The 18702-nt window shown below is 69.1% G+C and carries 13 protein-coding genes; 5 read left to right on the top strand and 8 right to left on the bottom strand.

Going from position 1 to position 18702, the window contains the following annotated elements:
- Positions 1-29: 29 nt before the first annotated feature.
- From DMC18_RS25885 to DMC18_RS03680, 4 genes are all read right to left on the bottom strand, one after another.
- Positions 30-2366: a hypothetical protein gene (locus tag DMC18_RS25885; RefSeq protein ID WP_158285855.1), complete on the bottom strand. Its 2337-nt coding sequence runs from the start codon at positions 2364-2366 to the stop codon at positions 30-32.
- 83 nt (positions 2367-2449) lie between these two features.
- A complete protein-coding gene (locus DMC18_RS03690) occupies positions 2450-5317 on the bottom strand; it encodes a TonB-dependent receptor plug domain-containing protein (RefSeq protein ID WP_110118761.1) in 2868 nt (955 codons plus the stop codon).
- Between the two features lie 390 nt (positions 5318-5707).
- A complete protein-coding gene (locus DMC18_RS03685; RefSeq protein ID WP_199228364.1) occupies positions 5708-5986 on the bottom strand; it encodes a GntR family transcriptional regulator in 279 nt (92 codons plus the stop codon).
- The gene (locus DMC18_RS03680) at positions 5983-7407 is read right to left on the bottom strand and encodes a glycosyl hydrolase family 28 protein (RefSeq protein WP_110118760.1); all 1425 of its coding nucleotides are present in this window, start codon (positions 7405-7407) and stop codon (positions 5983-5985) included. The genes DMC18_RS03685 and DMC18_RS03680 overlap by 4 nt, the downstream gene beginning before the upstream one ends.
- A 270-nt stretch (positions 7408-7677) precedes the next feature.
- Between DMC18_RS03680 and DMC18_RS03675 the strand changes: the two genes are divergently transcribed.
- The 3 genes from DMC18_RS03675 to DMC18_RS03665 are packed head-to-tail and all read left to right on the top strand — an operon-like array spanning position 7678 to position 11086.
- On the top strand, positions 7678-8967 hold the full coding sequence (locus tag DMC18_RS03675) for an oligosaccharide MFS transporter (RefSeq protein ID WP_110118759.1): 1290 nt from the start codon (positions 7678-7680) through the stop codon (positions 8965-8967).
- 2 nt (positions 8968-8969) lie between these two features.
- Complete coding sequence (locus DMC18_RS03670) at positions 8970-10157, top strand: glycoside hydrolase family 88 protein (protein ID WP_110118758.1); 1188 nt, start codon at positions 8970-8972, stop codon at positions 10155-10157.
- Entirely contained in the window at positions 10154-11086 is a 933-nt protein-coding gene (locus tag DMC18_RS03665) for an ROK family protein (RefSeq protein ID WP_110132701.1), read from the top strand. Before DMC18_RS03670 ends, DMC18_RS03665 begins: the two co-directional genes overlap by 4 nt.
- Before the next feature lie 198 nt (positions 11087-11284).
- On the opposite strand, the gene DMC18_RS03660 is transcribed toward DMC18_RS03665, so the two are convergent.
- Both DMC18_RS03660 and DMC18_RS03655 read right to left on the bottom strand, forming a co-directional pair.
- Entirely contained in the window at positions 11285-11662 is a 378-nt protein-coding gene (locus DMC18_RS03660) for a YciI family protein (protein ID WP_110118754.1), read from the bottom strand.
- 103 nt (positions 11663-11765) lie between these two features.
- Complete coding sequence (locus DMC18_RS03655) at positions 11766-12812, bottom strand: LacI family DNA-binding transcriptional regulator (RefSeq protein WP_370444001.1); 1047 nt, start codon at positions 12810-12812, stop codon at positions 11766-11768.
- Positions 12813-13097: 285 nt separating this feature from the next.
- Between DMC18_RS03655 and DMC18_RS03650 the strand changes: the two genes are divergently transcribed.
- Entirely contained in the window at positions 13098-14081 is a 984-nt protein-coding gene (locus tag DMC18_RS03650; RefSeq protein ID WP_255580253.1) for a LacI family DNA-binding transcriptional regulator, read from the top strand.
- A 70-nt stretch (positions 14082-14151) separates the two neighbouring features.
- Positions 14152-15888 (top strand): glycoside hydrolase 43 family protein, encoded by a 1737-nt coding sequence (locus tag DMC18_RS03645; RefSeq protein WP_110118753.1) that lies wholly within the window; start codon positions 14152-14154, stop codon positions 15886-15888.
- 416 nt (positions 15889-16304) lie between these two features.
- Here the strand turns inward: DMC18_RS03645 and DMC18_RS03640 are convergent, their stop codons facing one another.
- Complete coding sequence (locus tag DMC18_RS03640) at positions 16305-18245, bottom strand: glycoside hydrolase family 97 protein (protein WP_158285854.1); 1941 nt, start codon at positions 18243-18245, stop codon at positions 16305-16307.
- Between the two features lie 239 nt (positions 18246-18484).
- Positions 18485-18702 (bottom strand): hypothetical protein (locus tag DMC18_RS26790; protein WP_233248056.1); only part of this gene is annotated, 218 nt, incomplete at its 5' end.

The raw sequence follows: 18702 nt of genomic DNA, 5'->3' as shown, positions 1-18702 counted from the left end.
GCGCTCTTGGTCTTCATCACAACCAAGTCCTACCGCCCCGGCGACCAGATCACCGCCGTCGCGCCCGGCGCCAGGGTCAGGCTGGTCGCGTCCGCCGCCAGCTTGCGCTTGCTCACCAGGTCGACCCGCTCGCCCGCGGCCTTGGGCAGGTCGACGACCACCGCCTTGGTCCCGGCGTTCATGGCGATCCGGTAGGGACCATAGGCGGCCTCGTAGTACTGGCCGCGCCCGGCATAGGGGTTGTCCTGGTCCTTGTAGCGGGCCTCGGGCGGCCCATTGGCCACCGGCAGCACCTCGCCCTCCAGCGCCGCCGGCGCCTCGCCCGGATAGGCGACGATCGGGATCGAGCCGGCCGAGATGTGCGGCGTCGCGCGGCGCACGCAGGTCTTGCCGCTGGGCTCGAAATCCACCCGCGAGGCGATGGTGGCGATGCGGTCGATGGTCGGGGTCTGATAGTGGAAGCGCGCCAGCCGGTTCACCCCGCAATTGGCCCGCCAGTAGAGCGAGGCGTAGAGCACCGCGTCGCCGTTCTTGATCGCCACCACCCCGTCCTCGGGATCGGCGAACACGAAGTCGGGCTGGCCCGGCGTCATCGGCAGCTTCACGCCGGACTTCGGCCAGGCCTTCACCGCCAGCCATTCGTCATAGGCGTCGAGCAGGCCGATGGTGGTGCGCTGGTTCCTGTCCTTCAGGCGGTCGCGCAGCACGGCGTAGTACTGGCCGGCGTCCAGGGCCTGGCGGGCGATCGCCATCAGCTGCGGATCGCGGGTGGCGACGGCGACCTGGAACGGCGTGTTGTCCCAGCCCGACTTCTGCACATAGGTGGTCGCGCCGGGATAGACGGGATCGCGCCAGCCGATCGGCGCCTCCAGCAGCATGGTCGCCGCGCCCTCGGCGTCGATGCCCGGATAGCGGAAGGCCATCCGCGCCCGGACCATCTTCAGCAGTTGCTCGCGCAGCACCGGATCGCCCTGCCCGCCCCCGGCCGCAGTGGCCAAATAGACGCCCGCCGCCCAGTCGAGGATCTCGCCGTAACTGCCCACATAGCCCAGCTCCTTGGAGAGCCCGGCGTCGGTGAACAGCCTGTAGCCGTCGGCCGAGCGGAAGCTTCCGGTGTCGGCGGCGGAACTGGAGAAGGTCGGCTTGCCCGCTGCATCGAGGCTGCCGGTCCAGGGCGCCAGGCCCATCGACTCGTAGAGGAACCTGCGCACCTGCGGTTCCGGCCGCGCCAGCGGACTGGCCAGCGCCCGCAGACCCTCGTTGCTCCAGTAGATCCCCTGCAGATCCACGATCATCGACTGGTTGGTGTAGAGCCGCCGATGGGTCAGGGCGTAGCGCAGCCCGGCGTCCAGCATCCGGGCGTAGGCCTCGCGGCGGCTGCCCTGCCCGCCCTCGACCGGCGCATCCAGATAGGGCGCGACGTCGGCGCCCAGCAGGCGCAGCACCTTGCCGTAGGGCCCCAGCACCTCCCAGTCGGGATTGGTGCGCGAGCCGTCGACGAAGACGCTGGTCGGATCGGCCTGGAACCGAACGGCATAGACGTCGCCGGCCTGCACCAGCTTCTTCAGCACGGCCGGGTTCCTGTAGGCCCTGGTCCAGTCCAGGCGATAGGCGCGGGCCAGGAACTGGGCCTCGAGCAGTTCCACCGGCCCCGGCTGGGCCAGCTTGCGCTCGATCTCGCGGTTCACGCGGGCCTTCAGCTCGTCCAGCACCTCCGCCCCCACCGTCGGCGCGGCCGCGAGCGGCGGCGCCTGGCCCGCCGCATCGCCGCTGTCGAGGAACGGATCGGCGTGGACGTATAGCGCGTAGATCGGCCGCGAGGCCTGGGCCATCGGCTTCTGGAAGCTCTCGAACTTCTGGGTGTAGACCGCGAACGGTCCGCTGGCGCGGATGGCGCAGTCCAGCCGCTGGCGGCCCTTGGTCAGGGTGATCGGCAGGGGAAAGGTGCGGTAGGTGAAACGCCCGGCGAACGGCGGGGCCTGGGTTCCGATGTCGAGGATCTCGACGTCGCCGAGGTGGCGGTAGCCGACCTGCCTGCCGTCGCAGAACAGCACCAGCTTGCCGTCGTTGACATCGCCGCCCCATAGCCGGATCGACGCGTAGTTCTGGATCGCCGGATCGACCGCCAGGCTGAACTTCAGCTCGCCGCTGAAGCGCTCGCCCGGCGCCGCGGGCGGCAGGCGTCGGGCCGCGATCCCGAGCCCGCCGGTCACCAGCTCCGAAGCCTTGGCGTCCACCGCGTGGGCGGTCTCGGAGGCCGCGTCGCCGAACGTGACCTTGTCGATCAGCGGAGTCGCCGCCTGGGCCGACGAAGCGATCAGGCCGAGCAGCGCGCTGACGCCGAGGATCAGGTGATGTCGGGTCATGCGCGCCGCTCGCCGAGAAGTGTTGAGACAGGCCGGTGAGGCGAGGAGCGCCCTCGCATCACCGGGAATTCCAACCCGAGGGCCTAGAACTCCTTGCGGACGGTCAGCCACACCGAGCGCGGGGCGTTGCGCTTGATCAGGTAGCCGGACTCCGGCAGCTGCGCGACGACGTCATAGACCTGCACATTGGTCGGCAGGTTGGTGCTGATCATCGGGTCGTAGGCCGAGATGTAGTCCTTATCGAGCACGTTGCGGACGTCGAGCGTGACCTGGGTCTTCTTCAGGCCGCTGTACTGGACCGAGATGTCCAGGTTGTCCTGTTCGGGCAGGTAGCGGTGATCCAGCGAGTTGGTGTTCAGCTTGCGCACGTCCATCCAGCGATGGCGGACGTTGAAGCGGAAGTCGCCGTAGCGGTACGAGACCGTGTTGCTGAGCGTCCACTTGGGCGAACGCGCCAGGATGCCGGCGTCGACGCGCAGCACGTCGTCCGAAGCGCCCAGGCCGTTGGCCCCGGTGTTGAGCCAGACATAGGCCTCGGTGGTCTTGCCGTTCAGGAAGGTGACGGACGGGTTCCATTCCAGGTTCCGCGTCACCTTCCACTTGGCCCAGGCCTCGACCCCGCGCGTGAAGTAGCGGTTGAAGTTCTCCGGCAGCAGGTAGGTCGAGACGTTGTCGGTATCGACCGCGGTCGGATAATCGTTCACCGCGAAGTTCTGGTAGAAATAGGTGATCTGGCCGTTGAAGCGCCGGTCGCCGAAGGTGTAGGCGGCCTCGTGCCCCTTGATGTAGGCCGTCGGGCCCAGCGGCCGCACCAGGGTCGCCGCCGTCGAGTAGCGGTTGACCACGCCCGACGAGGGCTGCTTGGCGTCGGTGTAGCGGTAATAGATCTTGTGCTTGTCGGTGAAGTTGTAGCCGATGGCGACGCTGTAATCGACGAGGCTCAGGTCCTTGTCGGCGCCGATCATCTTCGAGGCCGTCCTGGTCATGTAGACGTTGTCGTAGACGGTCAGCGGATCGCCATCCAGGCCGCCGTTGGTCAGCGAGGCGGCGCCGGAATTGCGGGTGTCCCAGGTCTCCGAATAGGTCCGGGCGTGGAAGTACTGGTACTTGATGCTGGCGTTAAAATCCCAGTGCTTGTTCGGCGACCAGGCAAAGCCGGCATAGGGCGACAGCTCCATGATCCGGGCGCGCTGCGAGACGGTGGTGAACAGGCCGCTGCCGTATGAGCCCCAGCCGCCGGCGTCGGTCAGCTGGTAGCTCGCGCCGCCGTTGGTCACGTACTTGACGTTCAGGTTCTGCACCTGGCCGTCGGCCCAGGCCGACACCCCCAGGCCGTTGGCCCAGTTGTCGTTCACCTGTTCCGAGCGCGAGACGTAGAGGCCGCCGTTCACGCTCCAGGTGTCGCCGCGATAGGTGGCCGTGAAGTTGCCCATGTAGTCGACGGATTCACGGTAGTTGTCCTCGGCCCGGGTCAGCAGCACCAGGTCCTGAGAGCTCGTGCCGGTGGGCACCGTGCCGGAATTGTAGCTGCCGTCGGCGCTGGGGATGGTGGCCGTGACCAGGCCGCCGCGCATGTCGATATCGCGGTTGGGCAGGGTGTTGCCGACGATGCACAGGCTGGCGGTCTGGAAGGTGGTGGCCGTCACCCGCGGACAGGCCACGCCCGTGCGGTAGTTGGTCCCCAGCTGCGAGCCGGCGACGTTGTTGGCCACGCGGGCCACTTCCTGGCCGGCCGCGTTGGTGAACACGTAGTAGCCCGGCGTGCGGTCCAGGTTGTTGATGTTGAGGCCGAAGCGCTCGCGCGTCGCCGCCGCCGAACCCAGCGAGGCCAGGCCCTGGGGCTTGTACGACTGGCCGCGATAGGTCGACTTCTGGATCCGCGCAGCCCCGGTGAAGGTCAGGCGCTCGCCGATGTCGTGGTTCCAGCGCAGCGACAGGGCGTCCTGCTTGTAGCGATAGCCGTCCGACGGATCGAGGCTGTGCGTGCCGCTCTTGAAGTAGTTCGGCACCGTCTGCTGGCCGCCGTTCATGAACAGGTTCACGTCGCGGCCAAAGCCCGGGATTTCTTCCGGATCCTGGTAGCCGTAGGTCGGCTGCTGGAAGGTGGTCAGCTCGGCGTTGGTGTCGTCCAGGTGCTTGTAGATCAGGTTGAACGAACCGCTGCCGTTGGCGGTGTCGTAGTCCTTGTAGAGGTTCACCTTGAACTGGCCGCCGTGGTTCAGGTCGAAGCCCGGATCCACCTGGCCGCTGGACTTGCGGTAGAAGCCGCTGAGGCCGACGCCGAAGTCGCCCTTGTCATTGACCCAGCCGTAGGCGCCGTCGACCTGCTTCCACGACAGGTGCAGGTCCTCGCCCTCGAAGCCGATGCGGGTCTGGATCACCGCCCCCGGCTTCACCTTGCCGGTGATGTAGTTGAAGGTCGCGCCCACCGAGGTGGTGACGCCCGTGGCCGACGAGCCGCCGCGCACCGACTCGACCCGGCTGGTCGAGATGTCGGCGCGGTAGAAATAGCCGTCCTGGAAGCCGCTGAACTTGAACGGCACGACCGGCAGGCCGTCCTCCAGGATCGTCGTCCAGAAGTAGCCCGAGGTGTTGGCCCCGGTGCCGATGGTCATGCCGCGGGTGAAGACCTCGTTGCGGGCCACGCCGTCGTTGGACTCGACCACCACGCCGGGCATGTCGCGCAGCATGTCGTCGGCGCTGATCGGCGTGAACTTGCTCATGTCGTCCTCGTTCAGCACCGAGAACGAGACATTGGCCTTCTTGGCGGCGGTGCCGACCATGACGCCGGTGACGATCACCTCGTCGACCGCCGTGGTCTCGACCGTGACCGGCGCCGGCTTGGCCGCTTCGGCCGCCGTGGTCTTGGCGGGCGTTTGGGCGGGCGCCTGGGCCTGCGCGGCGGCGGCGACCGACATCGCGCTCGCGCCGGCGGCCAGGGCCAGAACCATGTGAGAAACCTGCAGGGCGCGGTTGCATCCGCGCTTAGGGCCGTAACCAGCCATCCTATCCTCCCCTTCGGACTTTCAGCCCGGCCTCGCCTCGCGGCGGGGCCGGCGCGCCGACCGCCTTGTCGTTTTCGAGAGCGCCCCAGGCGCCCCGATCGGCTTGTTGTTATCGTTATCAGCGCATTTTGAACGCTGTCAACGGGGTTTCGGCTCCGACATGTCGGAAACATTCAAACACCGCTATCACGCAGTGGACGGCGGCATCTCAGCAATTCCCACAGCTTTCGATCAGCAATGCGATATCGACCGCTACGTGCGATCAGCACAGCGCCGGATGAAAACTTCAGGATGTATGCGACGCGATGACTTCACTCTCGATCGCGCCGGCCGATTTCATGCATGAAGCGAGGTTTCACCTGCGCGGTCGAACGCCTTCACCACTGTTCCATGCCTGGGGCGGCGCGAGATCAGGTCGTCGGCCGCCAGCAGGTCGAGGGCGGCGCGGACAGTGATCCTGGCAACCGTGAAGCCGCTGGCCAGCTCCCGCTCGGTCGGCAGGCGGCGCTCGCCGTCGAGGATCGCCGCCCGCAGCCGGTCGGCCAGCTGCCGATACAGCGCCACCCGGCCGGTGCGCTTCAGCGGCGCCCAGAAGAGGCCAGGCGAGGGGGTCACTTGAAGCTCACCCCTTCGACATTGGGGCCGATCTCGATCACCGAGGGATCGGCCGCCTTCAGCCGCTTGCCGCCGATGGTCACGTTCTCGAAGCTGATGTTCTTCACCGGCCGGTCGGGCCCGTAGCCCGAGAGCGTCGAGGGACTGGGCCAGCCGTCGCCGGTGAAGTCGATGTTGCGGAAGACCACCCCGTCGACCAGCAGGCCCGGGCTCGTGCCGTACTTGGCGTTGAACACCGTGCGCACGTTGAAGAGCTTGCCCTCCTCGATCTGATCGACCCGGATCCCGTCGAACACCACGTCGCGCACCGTGTTGGTGTCGCCGGCGCTGATCGCCAGCGCGCCCTGGTATTCGGGGTCGTCCTCATCGAGGCCCAGGATGTCGATGTTCTCGAAGCGCAGGTCCTCCAGCACGTTGGGCTTTTCGCTGTCGCCGTGCAGGCCGATGAACACCGCGTGGGCGACGTCGGGCCAGAAGATGGAGTCGCGCACCCGCACCCGGCGGGTGTCGCCCTTGCCGTCCTTGCGGGTGGCGTAGACGGCGACGCTGTCGTCCGAGGTGCGGATGAAGGCCCGCTCGACGGTCACGTCGCTGCAGGCGAAGACGTTGACGCCGTCCGACCACGAGCCGTTGGACAGGGTGCGGAAGTCGCGGAAGGTCACGTTGCTCGACGACGCGCAGGCGATCGTGCCGTGCTTGGGCGTCAGGAAGGTCAGGCCCTCGACCGTGACGTTCCTGGAGTTCTGCACCACCAGCTGCTCGGCCGGCCGGTCGATGATCCCGCGGCCGAGGATCCGCACGTTCTCGACGCCCTCGGGCTTGAAGGTCCCCTGCAGCACGGCGCCGCCCGCGACATAGATCGTCTGGCCCGACTTCACCGGGAAATACTGGCCGCCGCCGGGCGGGGTGTGCAGGCCAGGCTCGTAGAACACCACGTCGGGGCCGGGCGCCGGCCGCGCGATCGGCGCGCCGGCGAAGATCAGCAGGTTGTGCAGCCGGTCGCCGTCGAACTCGACCGACAGGTTCTGCGGCTTGTCGATGGTGAAGGTGACGATCCCCTTCTCGACCTTGGACCTGATGGCGTTGCTGGCGGGCCGCACCTCGACGCGCTTGAAGTCGCCGTTGTTCTTGCGCACGCCGATCTCGACCGGGCCCGTGAAGTCGAACTGCACCACCGACACGTCGCTGGGGCCGTCGGAATCGACCTTGGCGGTGTATTCGTAGAGGTCGCGCCAAGGGCCGCCCGGCTTGCGCACCCGCACCGTGAACGCATCGTTGTGCATGGTGTAGAACAGCCCGCCCGGCGGCAGCGGATGGATCGTCAGGCCGGGGGTTTCGTCGGCCAATGCCGCGCCCGCGGCCAACGCGCCCAGGGCGACGGCGGCGAGCAGGGCCGGAATTCCACGAGCAGGCGAACGCATCCTTGTCTCTCCCCTGGTCGACGCTCTGGCGCGGCGTCTTGATTGGCCCGGACGACCAGCGCCCCGAAAGAGACGGCGCGTCGAAATCGCTTGCGGGACGCCCGAAGGCTGCTAATTGATATCGATATCAGGCACGCCATGCAAGCCCCGGCTTCGTAGGCGGCGAAGAGCGCAAAAGCGCTTGGTATCGTTATCAGTTTGGTCTATGACCGAACGGCTGGACCGACCGCGCCATGAAGCGCGGACGGCGCGGCGATGGGAGGGAGTCGCATGGGTTTCAGGAAGAACTACGCGCTGCTGAGCGCCTTCCTCTTCTTCTACTTCTTCGCCCAGGCCATGAGCATCTCGCTGCTGCCCCTGTGGCTGAAGCGGACCCTGGGCCTTTCCGGCGCGCAGACCGGCGTGGTCTTCGCGGCCAACTTCATCTTCGCGATGCTCTCCCAGCCGCTCTACGGCTTCGTTTCCGACAAGGTCGGGCTGCGCAAGCATGTCCTGTGGCTGATCAGCGGCCTGGTGGTGCTGTCGGGCGCCTTCTTCGCCTTCGTCTACGGCCCGCTGTTGAAGACCAACCTGCTGCTGGGCGCGATCGCCGGCGGGGCCTATCTGGGCATCACCTTCATCGCCGGCAGCTACGCCCTGGAGTCGTTCGTCGATCGGGTGGGCCGCAAGTACGGCTTCGAATACAGCCGCGCGCGCCTGTGGGGGTCGCTGGGCTTCGCGGCCGCCGCCTTCTTCTCGGGCCGGCTGTTCAACATGGACCCGCTCTACAACTTCGCCCTGGCCTCGTGCGCGGGCCTCGTCCTGCTGCCGCTGCTGGCCTTCGCGAAGATCGAGCCCAGCGCCGACGAGCGCGAGCGCTCTGACGCCCTCAAGCCCGCCGACGCCATGGCCATCTTCCGGCTGCCGAAGTTCTGGGGCTTCATGGTGCTGATCCTCGGCGTGACGAACCTCTATCTCGTCTACGACCAGCAGTTCCCGGCCTTCTACGCCTCGCACTTCGCCGACCCGAAGCAGGGCGCGGCCATGTTCGGCTACCTGAACTCGGCCCAGATCTTCCTCGAGGCCGGCATGCTGTTCGTCGCGCCCTTCGTCGTGAACAGGATCGGGGCCAAGAACGGCCTGCTTCTGGCCGCGGCGATCATGATCGTGCGCATCGCCGGCTCGGGCCTGGTGCACGGCCCCGTGCCGATCTCGGCGATGAAGATGCTGCACTCGCTGGAGCTGCCGATCCTGGTGGTGTCGATCTTCCGCTACATCGCCTTCCACTTCGAAAGCCGCCTGGCCTCGACGCTCTACCTGGTCGGCGTCAGCTTCGGCCACTCGCTGGGCCTGGCGATCCTGTCGCCGATCGTCGGCAAGAGCTACGACCTGATCGGCTTCCCCAGCACCTACCTGCTGATCGCCCTGTTCGCAGCCGCCTTCTGGGTCGCCTCGGTGTTCGCCCTCTCCCCCACCCCGCCGCAAGACCGGCCCGCCAAGGACGCCGAGCCCGATCCGGCGCTGGCCCAATCCAAGCTTCAGGCCGACCTCGGCGGCGCCGACGTGGCCAAGGTCAACTGAACATGCCCGACACCACCACCGCCCGCGAGCCCATCGCCCGCGCCGACGAGATCCTGGCGCGTCCGCGCCCCGACCGCGCCAGGCTCGACGCCATCATCGCCGCCGTCCTGGCCCGCATCGACGTCAGCCTCGACCGCTTCACCGACGCCTTCCCCAGGCCCTCCAGCGAGGGCGGGGTCTATGCGCCGATGGACAACACCGAGTGGACCAACGGCTTCTGGACCGGGATGCTGTGGCTGGCCTTCGAGGCCGGCGGCCAGCCCCGCTACCGCCAGGCGGCCGAGCGCCAGGTCGAGAGCTTCCGCGACCGCATCGACCGCGAGATCAACGTCGACCACCACGACCTGGGCTTCCTCTATTCGCTGTCCTGCGTGGCGGGCTGGAAGCTGACCGGCAACATCGGCGCCCGCCAGGCGGCCCTGGCGGCGGCCCGCCGGCTGATGACCCGCTACCTGCCGGCCGCCGGCATCATCCAGGCCTGGGGCGATCTTTCCGATCCCGAGCAGGCCGGCCGGATGATCATCGACTGCAACCTCAACCTCCCCCTGCTCTACTGGGCCAGCGAGGAGACGGGCGATACGACCTTCCGCATCGCCGCCGACCGTCACATCGAGGAGGCCGCCCGCCACATCGTGCGGCCCGACGCCTCGACCTTCCACACCTTCTACATGGACGCCAAATCGGGCGCGCCGCTGCGCGGCAGCACCCACCAGGGCTTCAGCGACGACTCCTGCTGGGCGCGGGGCCAGGCCTGGGGCGTGTCGGGCTTCCCGCTGGTGCATCGCTACAAGGCCGATCCGGCCCTGATCGCCCTGGCGGCGCGGCTGGCCAACTACTTCCTCAACCGCCTGCCAGGCGACCTGATCTGCTGCTGGGACCTGGTGTTCACCGACGCCGAGCGCGACAGTTCGGCCGCCGCCATCGCCGCCTGCGGCCTGCTGGAGCTGGCCCGCGCCCTGCCGCTGGCCGATCCCGACCGCGAGACCTACGAGGCCGCGGCCCTGGCCATGGTCGAGACCCTGGGCGAGCGCTACCTGCTGCCGCTGGGCGAGCCGGGGACCGGCATCCTGGCCCACGGCGTCTACCACATGCCCAACCGCGTCGGCGTCGACGAGGCCTGCCTGTGGGGCGACTACTTCTTCCTCGAGGCGCTGGTCCGCCTCACCCGGGTTTGGGAGCCCTACTGGTGATTCAGATCGGCGTGGATTTCGGCGGCACCAAGGTGGAGGCCGCCGCCCTGGACGCCAGCGGCAAGGTGCTGGCCAAGGCCCGCGTTCCCAATCCGGGCGACTACGACAAGGCCCTGGGCGTCGTCCGCGACCTGGTCGGCGAGCTGGAGCAGAAGCTCGGCGCGCGCGGCACCCTGGGGATCGGCGCGCCCGGCTCGATCTCGCCGGCCACAGGCGTGATGCGCAACGCCAACTCGCTGTACCTGAACGGCCGCCGCTTCCGCGAGGACCTGTCCCAGGCGCTGAACCGACCGGTGCGGCTGGCCAACGACGCCAACTGCCTGGCCCTATCGGAAGCCGTCGACGGCGCCGGCGCGGGCGCGCGGGTGGTGTTCGCCATCATCCTGGGCACCGGCTGCGGCGGCGGCATGGTCGTCGACGGCAAGCTGATCGAGGGCGAGAACGGCATCGCCGGCGAATGGGGCCACATGCCCCTGCCCTGGCCGACGGCGGAAGAGCGCGAAGGCCCCCGCTGCTGGTGCGGCCAGAACGGCTGCCTGGAGATGTGGGTGTCGGGCACGGGCCTGCGTCGCGACTTCCAGGAGGCCACGACCAAGGCCTGGAGCGGCGAGGAGATCATCGCCGCCTGGCGAGCCGGCGACGCCGCCGCCACCGCCGCCTTCGACCGGCTGATGGACCGCCTGGGTCGATCGGTGGCGGTGCTGTGCAACATCCTCGACCCCGACGCCATCGTCGTCGGCGGCGGCCTGTCGAACGTGCCCGAGGTCTGCCAGCGCCTGCCGGGCCTGGTCGCCGGCCGCGTGTTCGCCGACCGCTGGAGCACCCGCATCAAGCCCGCCGTCTGGGGCGACGCCTCCGGCGTGCGCGGCGCCGCGCGGCTGTGGAGCCTGGAGGAAGCCCGCCAGCTGCTGAGCGAGCAGGTGGCTTAGGCCAGATAGGCCCTCCCCCTTCGTCGTCATCCCGGGCGGAGGGCCGCGCAGCGGACCGCAGACCCGGGACCCAGGGGTCGCCGCACTGCGCCGGCTGCTGCTTGGGTGTTTGATCGATCCGCAGAGCCCAGTCCCCTGGGTCCCGGATAAGCCCTGCGGGCTTTCCGGGATGACGAGCGGAAATATCTCCGCGCGTCCTCAGCCCTCCCCCATCAGATCCGCCAGCTCATAGACCGGCCGGATCTCGATCTCGCTGGGGCCGGGCATCGGGTTGGGGCAGCGCTTCACCCAGGCGACCGCCTCATCCAGGTCCTTGACCTCCCACAGCCAGAAGCCGGCGACCAATTCGCGAGGCTGGGCGAAGGGGCCGTCGATCACCGTGCGGGCCGCGCCGTCGAACGCCACCCGCTTGCCCGCCGACGAGGGCTTGAGGCCGTCGGCCGTCACCAGGATCCCGGCCGCCGCCAGTTCGTCGTTGAAGCGGCCCATGGCCTCCATCATCGCCATGGTCTCGGGCGAGCGGACGAAACCCTGCTCGCTGTCCTCGGTGGCCTTGACCAGCACCATCACTCGCATCGCTCGTCTCCTCGCCTGGGCCAAACGCCGTGAGACCGGCCACGCCGACCTCTCGCCCGGAACGACGATCGAAGCCTGTCGGCGCCGACATCACCAGCGAGATTTAGGGCGGCGCGGCGTCGGACGAGGCGCGGTCCATCAGGGTGAAGGGCAGCAGGTGATGCACCGGCGCCGGATCGCCGCCCAGCTTGCGGGCGCGGATCTCCTCGACGATCAGGCTGACCGCCGCCCGACCCATCTCGGCGATCGGCTGGTGGATCGTGGTCAGCTCGGGCCAGACGGTGGTGGCCACAGCGGTGTCGTCGAAGCCGCAGACGGTCAGGTCGCGCGGCACGGCGATCTGGCGGCCGTGCGCCACGGCCAGGGCGGCGGCGGCCATGTCGTCGTTGCTGGCGAAGATGGCGCTGGGCCGCAGGCGAGCCTCGAACAGCTTTTCGGCCGCCGCCAGGCCCGAGCGGTAGGTGAAGAGCCCCTGGGCCACCCATTCGGGCCGCACGTCCAGCCCCGCCTCGGCCATCCCCGCCAGAAAGCCTTCGTAGCGCAGCTGCGTCGGGGTGTGCTGCGGGTCGCCCTTGATGAAGGCGATGTCGCGATGGCCAAGCGCGATCAGGTGACGGGTCATGGCCAGCGCGCCCTCGAAGTCGTCGATGCGCACGCTGGAGACGTCGACCATCGGCCGCGCGGTCGCCAGGGCCAGCACCGTCACCCCCTCGGCCCGCAGCATGGCGATGGTCTGGCGCGAGTCGCACAGCGGCGGCGGCAGGATCACCCCGTCCACCCCCGCCGCCAGCAGTCGCTTCACCGCCTGCTTCTGGCCGGCCAGGCCCTCGCAGCGCTCGAGGATCAGGTGGCTGGCCAGCTTCGAGCTCTGCTCCAGCCCGCCCATCATGATGTCGCTGAGATAGGAGGCGCTGGGGTTGCTGTAGAGGATGCCGACCCGGGCGGCCGAGGCGCGCGAGCGCGTGGCCCGGGCGGCGACATTGACCTGGTAGTTCAGGGCCCGCACCGAGGCCTCGACCCGCTCGCGCATGGCCGGGCTGACATTGGCCGTGCCCCGGATCACCCGCGAGACGGTCATCGAGCCGACCCCGGCGTGGCGGGCGACGTCGTGGATGGTGGAGGTCCGGGGCGGGGCCGGGCGCGCGGTCACGGTCGTCGCTTCCGCGCCGGACGCCGGCCTGGCCTTGCGGGGACTCTTCACCAACGCACCATCCTCGGAACGCATCGCGATTGTTCACGATAACAATTCATCCTAGCGGCGCCAGTCGCGCACGCCAGCGCAAAAACGCGCGTTCGCCTGCCGGGCGCTTCTCCTTCTCTCGCTTGGACTTATCGGTGCGGTGTTCGCTAGACTGCGCCGCGACCCGTAGAGAGTCGCAGTTTGGGCGAGGACTCCTTGAGCACGCAGAGGCGACAGGCGCCGACCATCCACGACGTGGCGCAGGCCGCGGGCGTCTCCTCCATGACCGCCTCTCGCGTCGTCAACGGCTATCCGCACGTGCGCCAGGCCGTGCGCGACAAGGTCGAGGAAGCCATCAAGACCCTGGGCTACCGGCCCAACTCCCTGGCCCGCGCCACCCGCACCGGCGTCTCGCTGATCGGCATGCTGTATTCGAACGCCAGCTCGTCGAACCTGTCGAACTACCTGATGGGCGCCTTTCGCCAGGCCAGCCAGAGCGGCTGCCAGCTGCTGATCGAGCCCAGCCAGGCCCATCCGACACCGGCCCAGGCCGTCCAGAAGCTGGTCGACGCCGGCGTCGGCTCGGTGATCCTGCCCCCGCCGCTGTGCGACGACGCCGCGATCCTGGAGTCGCTGGAGAAGGCCGGCGTCGGCGCCGTCAGCTTCGCCACCGCCTTCCCGCGCGAGGGCGCGCCGGCCGTGTTCATCGACGATTTCGCAGGCGCGCGGATGATGACCCGCCACCTGATCGACCTTGGCCATGTCGACATCGCCTTCGTGCGCGGCGACCCGGCCCACTCCACGGCCCAGCGCCGCGAGCAGGGCTTCCGCGAGACGATGGCGCAGGCGGGCCTGACGGTGAACGACGCCTATGTCGCCGACGGCGGCTTCAGCTATCGCGGCGGCCTGGAGGCGGCCCGGCATCTGCTCAACCTGCGCCGCCGTCCCTCGGCGATCTTCGCCGCCAACGACGACATGGCCGCCGCCGTCAGCGCCGTCGCCCACGGCCTTGGCCTGTCGATCCCGGCCGATCTCAGCATCGCCGGCTTCGACGACACTTCGGTGGCCACCACCGTCTGGCCCGAGCTGACCACCATCCGCCAGCCGATCGCCGACATGGCCGCCTCGGCCGTCAAGCTGGCCATGGACCTGGCCCGTCCGGGCGGCGAGCCCGGCGTCCATGTGCAGGGCGAACTGCAGCTGATCGAACGCGCCTCGACCGCCGCCCCGCCGCGCTGAAGGCGGTCTTGCCAAAGCCCCGCGCCCTGATATTGGTAACGATATCATAACAAGAGCGTTGGGAGGCGTGATGGCGGGCTTGGGTCGAGCATTCGGCGGGTGGATTGTGCTCGCGGCGGCGCTGGCCGCGCTTCCCGCCTCGGCGGGCGAACCCGTCAAGACCGAGCGCGCCTGGCTGCCCGACCTGGGCGACGGGACCTACAGGAACCCGGTCCTGGCCGGCGACTATTCCGACCCCGACGCCGTCCGGGTGGGCGACGCCTATTACCTGGTCTCGTCGTCGTTCACCAACGCGCCCGGCCTGCCGATCCTGAAGTCGACCGATCTGGTCAACTGGACGATCATCGGCCACGCCCTGCCCCAGATCACGCCTGCGGCCCACCACGCCACGCCGCGTCGCGGCGGCGGGGTCTGGGCCCCGGCCATCCGCCACCGCAACGGCGAGTTCCTGATCTACTATCCGGACCCCGACTTCGGCGTGTTCCTGGTCAAGGCCAAGGATCCGGCCGGACCGTGGTCCAAGCCCGTGCTGGTCGACGACCGCCGCGGCGTCATCGATCCGGCCCCCTTCTGGGACGACGACGGCCAGGGCTGGCTGGTCACCGCCTTCGCCCGCAGCCGCGCCGGCTTCGCCAACGTCGTCACCGCCCGCCGCCTCAACAAGGCCGGCGACCGCGCGGTCGGCGAGGCGATCACCCTGGTCGAGGGCGACAAGCAGCCCAAGGTCATGACATCGCGCGGCCCGTTCCCGTGGATGACCACCGAAGGCCCCAAGCTCTACAAGCGGGATGGCTGGTACTACCTGTTCGTCCCCAGCGGCAGCGTGAAGGGCGGCTGGCAGGGCGTATTCCGCTCGCGCAAGCTGGCCGGCCCCTACGAGGGCCGCGACGTGCTCGACCAGGGCCCGACCCAGATCAACGGCCCCCACCAGGGCGCCTGGGTGACCACCCCGACCGGCGAGGACTGGTTCCTGCACTTCCAGGACGCAGACTCCTACGGCCGCCGGGTGTGGCTGCAACCCATGGCCTGGAAGGACGGCTGGCCGGTCATCGGCGAGGATCCCGGCGGCGACGGCATCGGCCAGCCGGTGCTGAACCACCGCAAGCCGGCGACCAAGACCCTCTCCCCGCGGCTCGCCCCGCAGGACAGCGACGATTTCGACGGCGCCCTGTCCCTGGCCTGGCAATGGAACGCCAATCCGAACGACGACTGGGCCGACCTCAAGGCCGCGCCCGGCCGCCTGCGGCTGAAGGCGATCTCGTCCCCTGAGAACCTCTGGGAGACCGGCGCCCTGCTGACCCAGAAGCTGCCGGCCGAGCGCTTCACCGTGACCACGAAACTCGACTTCGCGCCCAAGGCGGTCGGCGAGCGGGCGGGCCTCGTGATGTTCGGGTCCGACTACGCCTGGATCGGCCTGCAGAACACCGCCGCCGGCCCCGCCCTGGTCCGCGTCGACCGCCTGAGGGCCGACAAGTTCCAGCCCGAGCGGGTCGAGGTGATCCAGGCCAAGGCCCCGACCGCCGTCTGGCTGCGGATGACCGCCGAGCCTGTGGTCGTCGCCGACCCGCCGCCGGAGTTCTCGCCCTACTGGCCCTCGATGCTGCGCTCGCTGCACGCCAGGGTGACCCTCAGCTACAGCCTCGACGGCCAGGCCTTCACCCCCGTCGGCGCGCCCTTCGTCAGCCGCCCAGGACGCTGGGTCGGCAGCCAGGTCGGCGTCTTCGCCCAGGCCCCGGCAGGGACCCCGGCCAACACCGCGACGCGGATCGGCTGGACGGATTTCGACGGGTTCTGGGTGACGCGGTAGCCCTATCCTTCTCGTCATCCCGGAAACGGCGAAGCCGTTATCCGGGACCCAGGGGACCAGGCTCCGCGGATCGATCAAGCGCCCCGGCGACGGCCGGCGCGGTGCGGCGGCCCCTGGGTCCCGGCTCTGCGCGCTGCGCGCTCCGGCCGGGATGACGGGAGAGAAGGAGCCTCCTCATCGAACGCCGATTGACAGCGGCCTCATAAATTGGTATCGATATCAAATCTTGCAGCGCCACCCTGCGGCGCTCACTTCTTGGACGCAAGTTCCTCCCGACTTCCAAGACCAAGGGGCGCCGTCTGCCCGGCGCCCCGTTTTTTTGCCCTCAGCCCCCGACTGCCCTCCAGTCCGTCAGTTCCCCGCGAAGGCGGGGATGCTCGGTGAAGATGGCCAAGGGCTCTGAAAAGCCGCTCGCCCTACCCCAGCGGCTCGAACCGTATCGCCTGCCCGCCCGCCGCGTTCAGTTGCAGGCGCAGACGCGTCCCTGCCTCCACGGCCTGCCGCTCGATCACGACCTTGGTGCGGTTGGCCGGCCGGGCCAGATCGCCGTCCTGGTAGCGCACGGCCGTCCATCGCCCCGCGCCCAGGAAGGCCAGATCCAGGTCCAGCCGCCGCTCCATCTCGTTGGTCAGGGCGCCGAGGAACCAAGTCCGGCCCTTGCGGCGGGCGATGACGACGTATTCCCCAAGCTCGCCGGCGATGGCCCGGGTCTCGTCCCAGGTGGTCGGGCAGGCGTCGAACCACTCCAGCTCCGGCCAGGGCTGGCCCTCGTACTTCTCGGGCTTGTCGTACCAGTAGAGCAGGGTCAGCGGGCTGTAGCAGGTGACCGCCAGGGCCAGCTGGTGGGCGTTGGTGGTCTGGTTGCGCTCCTGGGCGTAGCAGATCGTATAGTCGATCGGCCCGGCGATCGGCCGGGTGAAGGCCAGGTTCACGTGGTGGCGCGGGGCCGGGAACTGCTCGTTGCCCTTTACGCCCTCCAGGGTCAGGTAGTTGGGCAGGGTGCGCTCGAGGCCCGCCGGCCGCAGGTTGTCGTGCAGGTTCACGACCATGCCGTGCTCGCCGAACGCCCGCACCACCTTGGTGATGAAGTCGACGTCGGACTGCCGGCCCTCCCACATGAAGCCCAGCTTCACCCCCGCCAGGCCCCAGCGCTGGTAGAGCCGGCACATGTCGGTCAGCGCCTTGGTCACCGCCACCCGGTCGATATAGACGAGCACGCCGATGTTCCGAGCCTTGGCGTAGTCGATCACCCTTTGCAGGTCCAAGGCCGCGATCGGGGCGGTGGGGTCAGAGGCGTCCGTCCCGTCGCCGTACCAGTGAGCGTCGAACAGCACGTAGGCGATGTTGCGCTTCTGGGCGAAGTCGACCGCCTTCAGCGAGGCCTCGGTGGAATAGGGCTTCATGATCCGGAAGGCGTGGCCAGGCCGCACCCACGAGACGTCGCCCAGCTGGTTCGGCGTCGCCAGGGTCGGGACCACGTGGTGGCGCTCGATCAGCCCCTTGGCGCTGTCGGCCGCCAGCAGCACGCGCCACGGCGTCTTCTGGCCGACGGCGATCTCGAAGGTCGCCTCTTCCGGCGTGTCGTCCTGACCGCCCCAGCCGGTCGCCCGGCCAGGATAGCGCATCAGGTAGGTGACCAGCCCGCCCTTGTCGTGCGCCCGGGCCATGCAGCGCGGATAGTGCAGCCGGTCGGACTCGGCGATGAAGCCGTAGACGCCGTTGCCGACGTCCACCGTGATCGGCAGGTCGGCATAGGGCCCCTTGTCGGACGAGCCGGTCAGGTCCGGATGCTCCAGCGGCGCGAGGCCGGCCTGGGTGGAGACGTGGATGTCGCCCTCGTCGCGGCTGGCGTAGAGCCGCGCCGTCTCGGGAAAACGGAAGCCCGTCCGCTCGCCCATCAGCGCCAGGCTCTCGCCCTTGGCCAGGCCCGTCAGCACGTAGCGCACCGCCACGGCCCCGTTCAGCACCCGCAGGACGATGTCGAACCGGATCCCCGCCTTGGGATCGACCATGTGCAGGGTGACCTGGCGGCCCGACTGGTCGTAGCGGGCCGACTGCCCGAACGGCGGCGACCAGTCGCCTTCGAAGGTCTGGGGCGTGACGCCGGCCGGCTTCGCGCCCTCGCCCAGCAGCCGCCCCTCGGCGAGCCATAGCCCGAGATCCGACGGCAGCAGCAGCGGCTTGCCGTCATAGGTGGCGCTCCAGCGGGGAACGGCGCCCGAGACATCGACCACCGCCTTCAGCCGGCCGTCGGGCGAGGCGATCTGGTGGCGCCGGGCGGTCTCGCCCGCGTGGGCGGTCGTGGCGGCGGCGGACATCGCGGCCAGCGCGACCAGGTCGCGGCGTGTGGGCTTCATCGCGTCGCCTCCTCCCCTTCCGCCCTGGCGGCGCATCGGCGCGCGGGCGGTCGATTATCGTTCACAGCCCGGCCGGCCGCACCGCGACCAAACCGGGACCGGCAAACTGATATCGATATCAACAATATCGCGCAAGCCGCTGCTCGCCACCTGGTCGACCACGCCAACTATTGGCCTTACCTCATTGCCAAATTAAGGTATGACCACATCGACGCAGAGACCTTACCTCGCTGACTCCCTCACCGGGCCGCGAGGCAAGTTCTGACGGCGACCCGGACCTCGCGCGGACAGCCTTCCCAGGATCGCGCGTTTTCGCGGCGCATCCTCCCCAGGATGCGCCGCTTTTTTTGACCGCTGTTCGCATTTACCTTTAGGTTGCGGTCATGGACTTCGACGCCGGACAGACGCCCGCCCCGCCCGCCGACACGCCCGCCCCGCGCCGCGGCCCCGGCCGGCC

Origin of the sequence: Caulobacter sp. D5 (genome assembly GCF_003185805.1) — a bacterium.
Lineage (GTDB): Bacteria > Pseudomonadota > Alphaproteobacteria > Caulobacterales > Caulobacteraceae > Caulobacter.
This window is presented reverse-complemented; position numbering and strand designations above follow the sequence as displayed.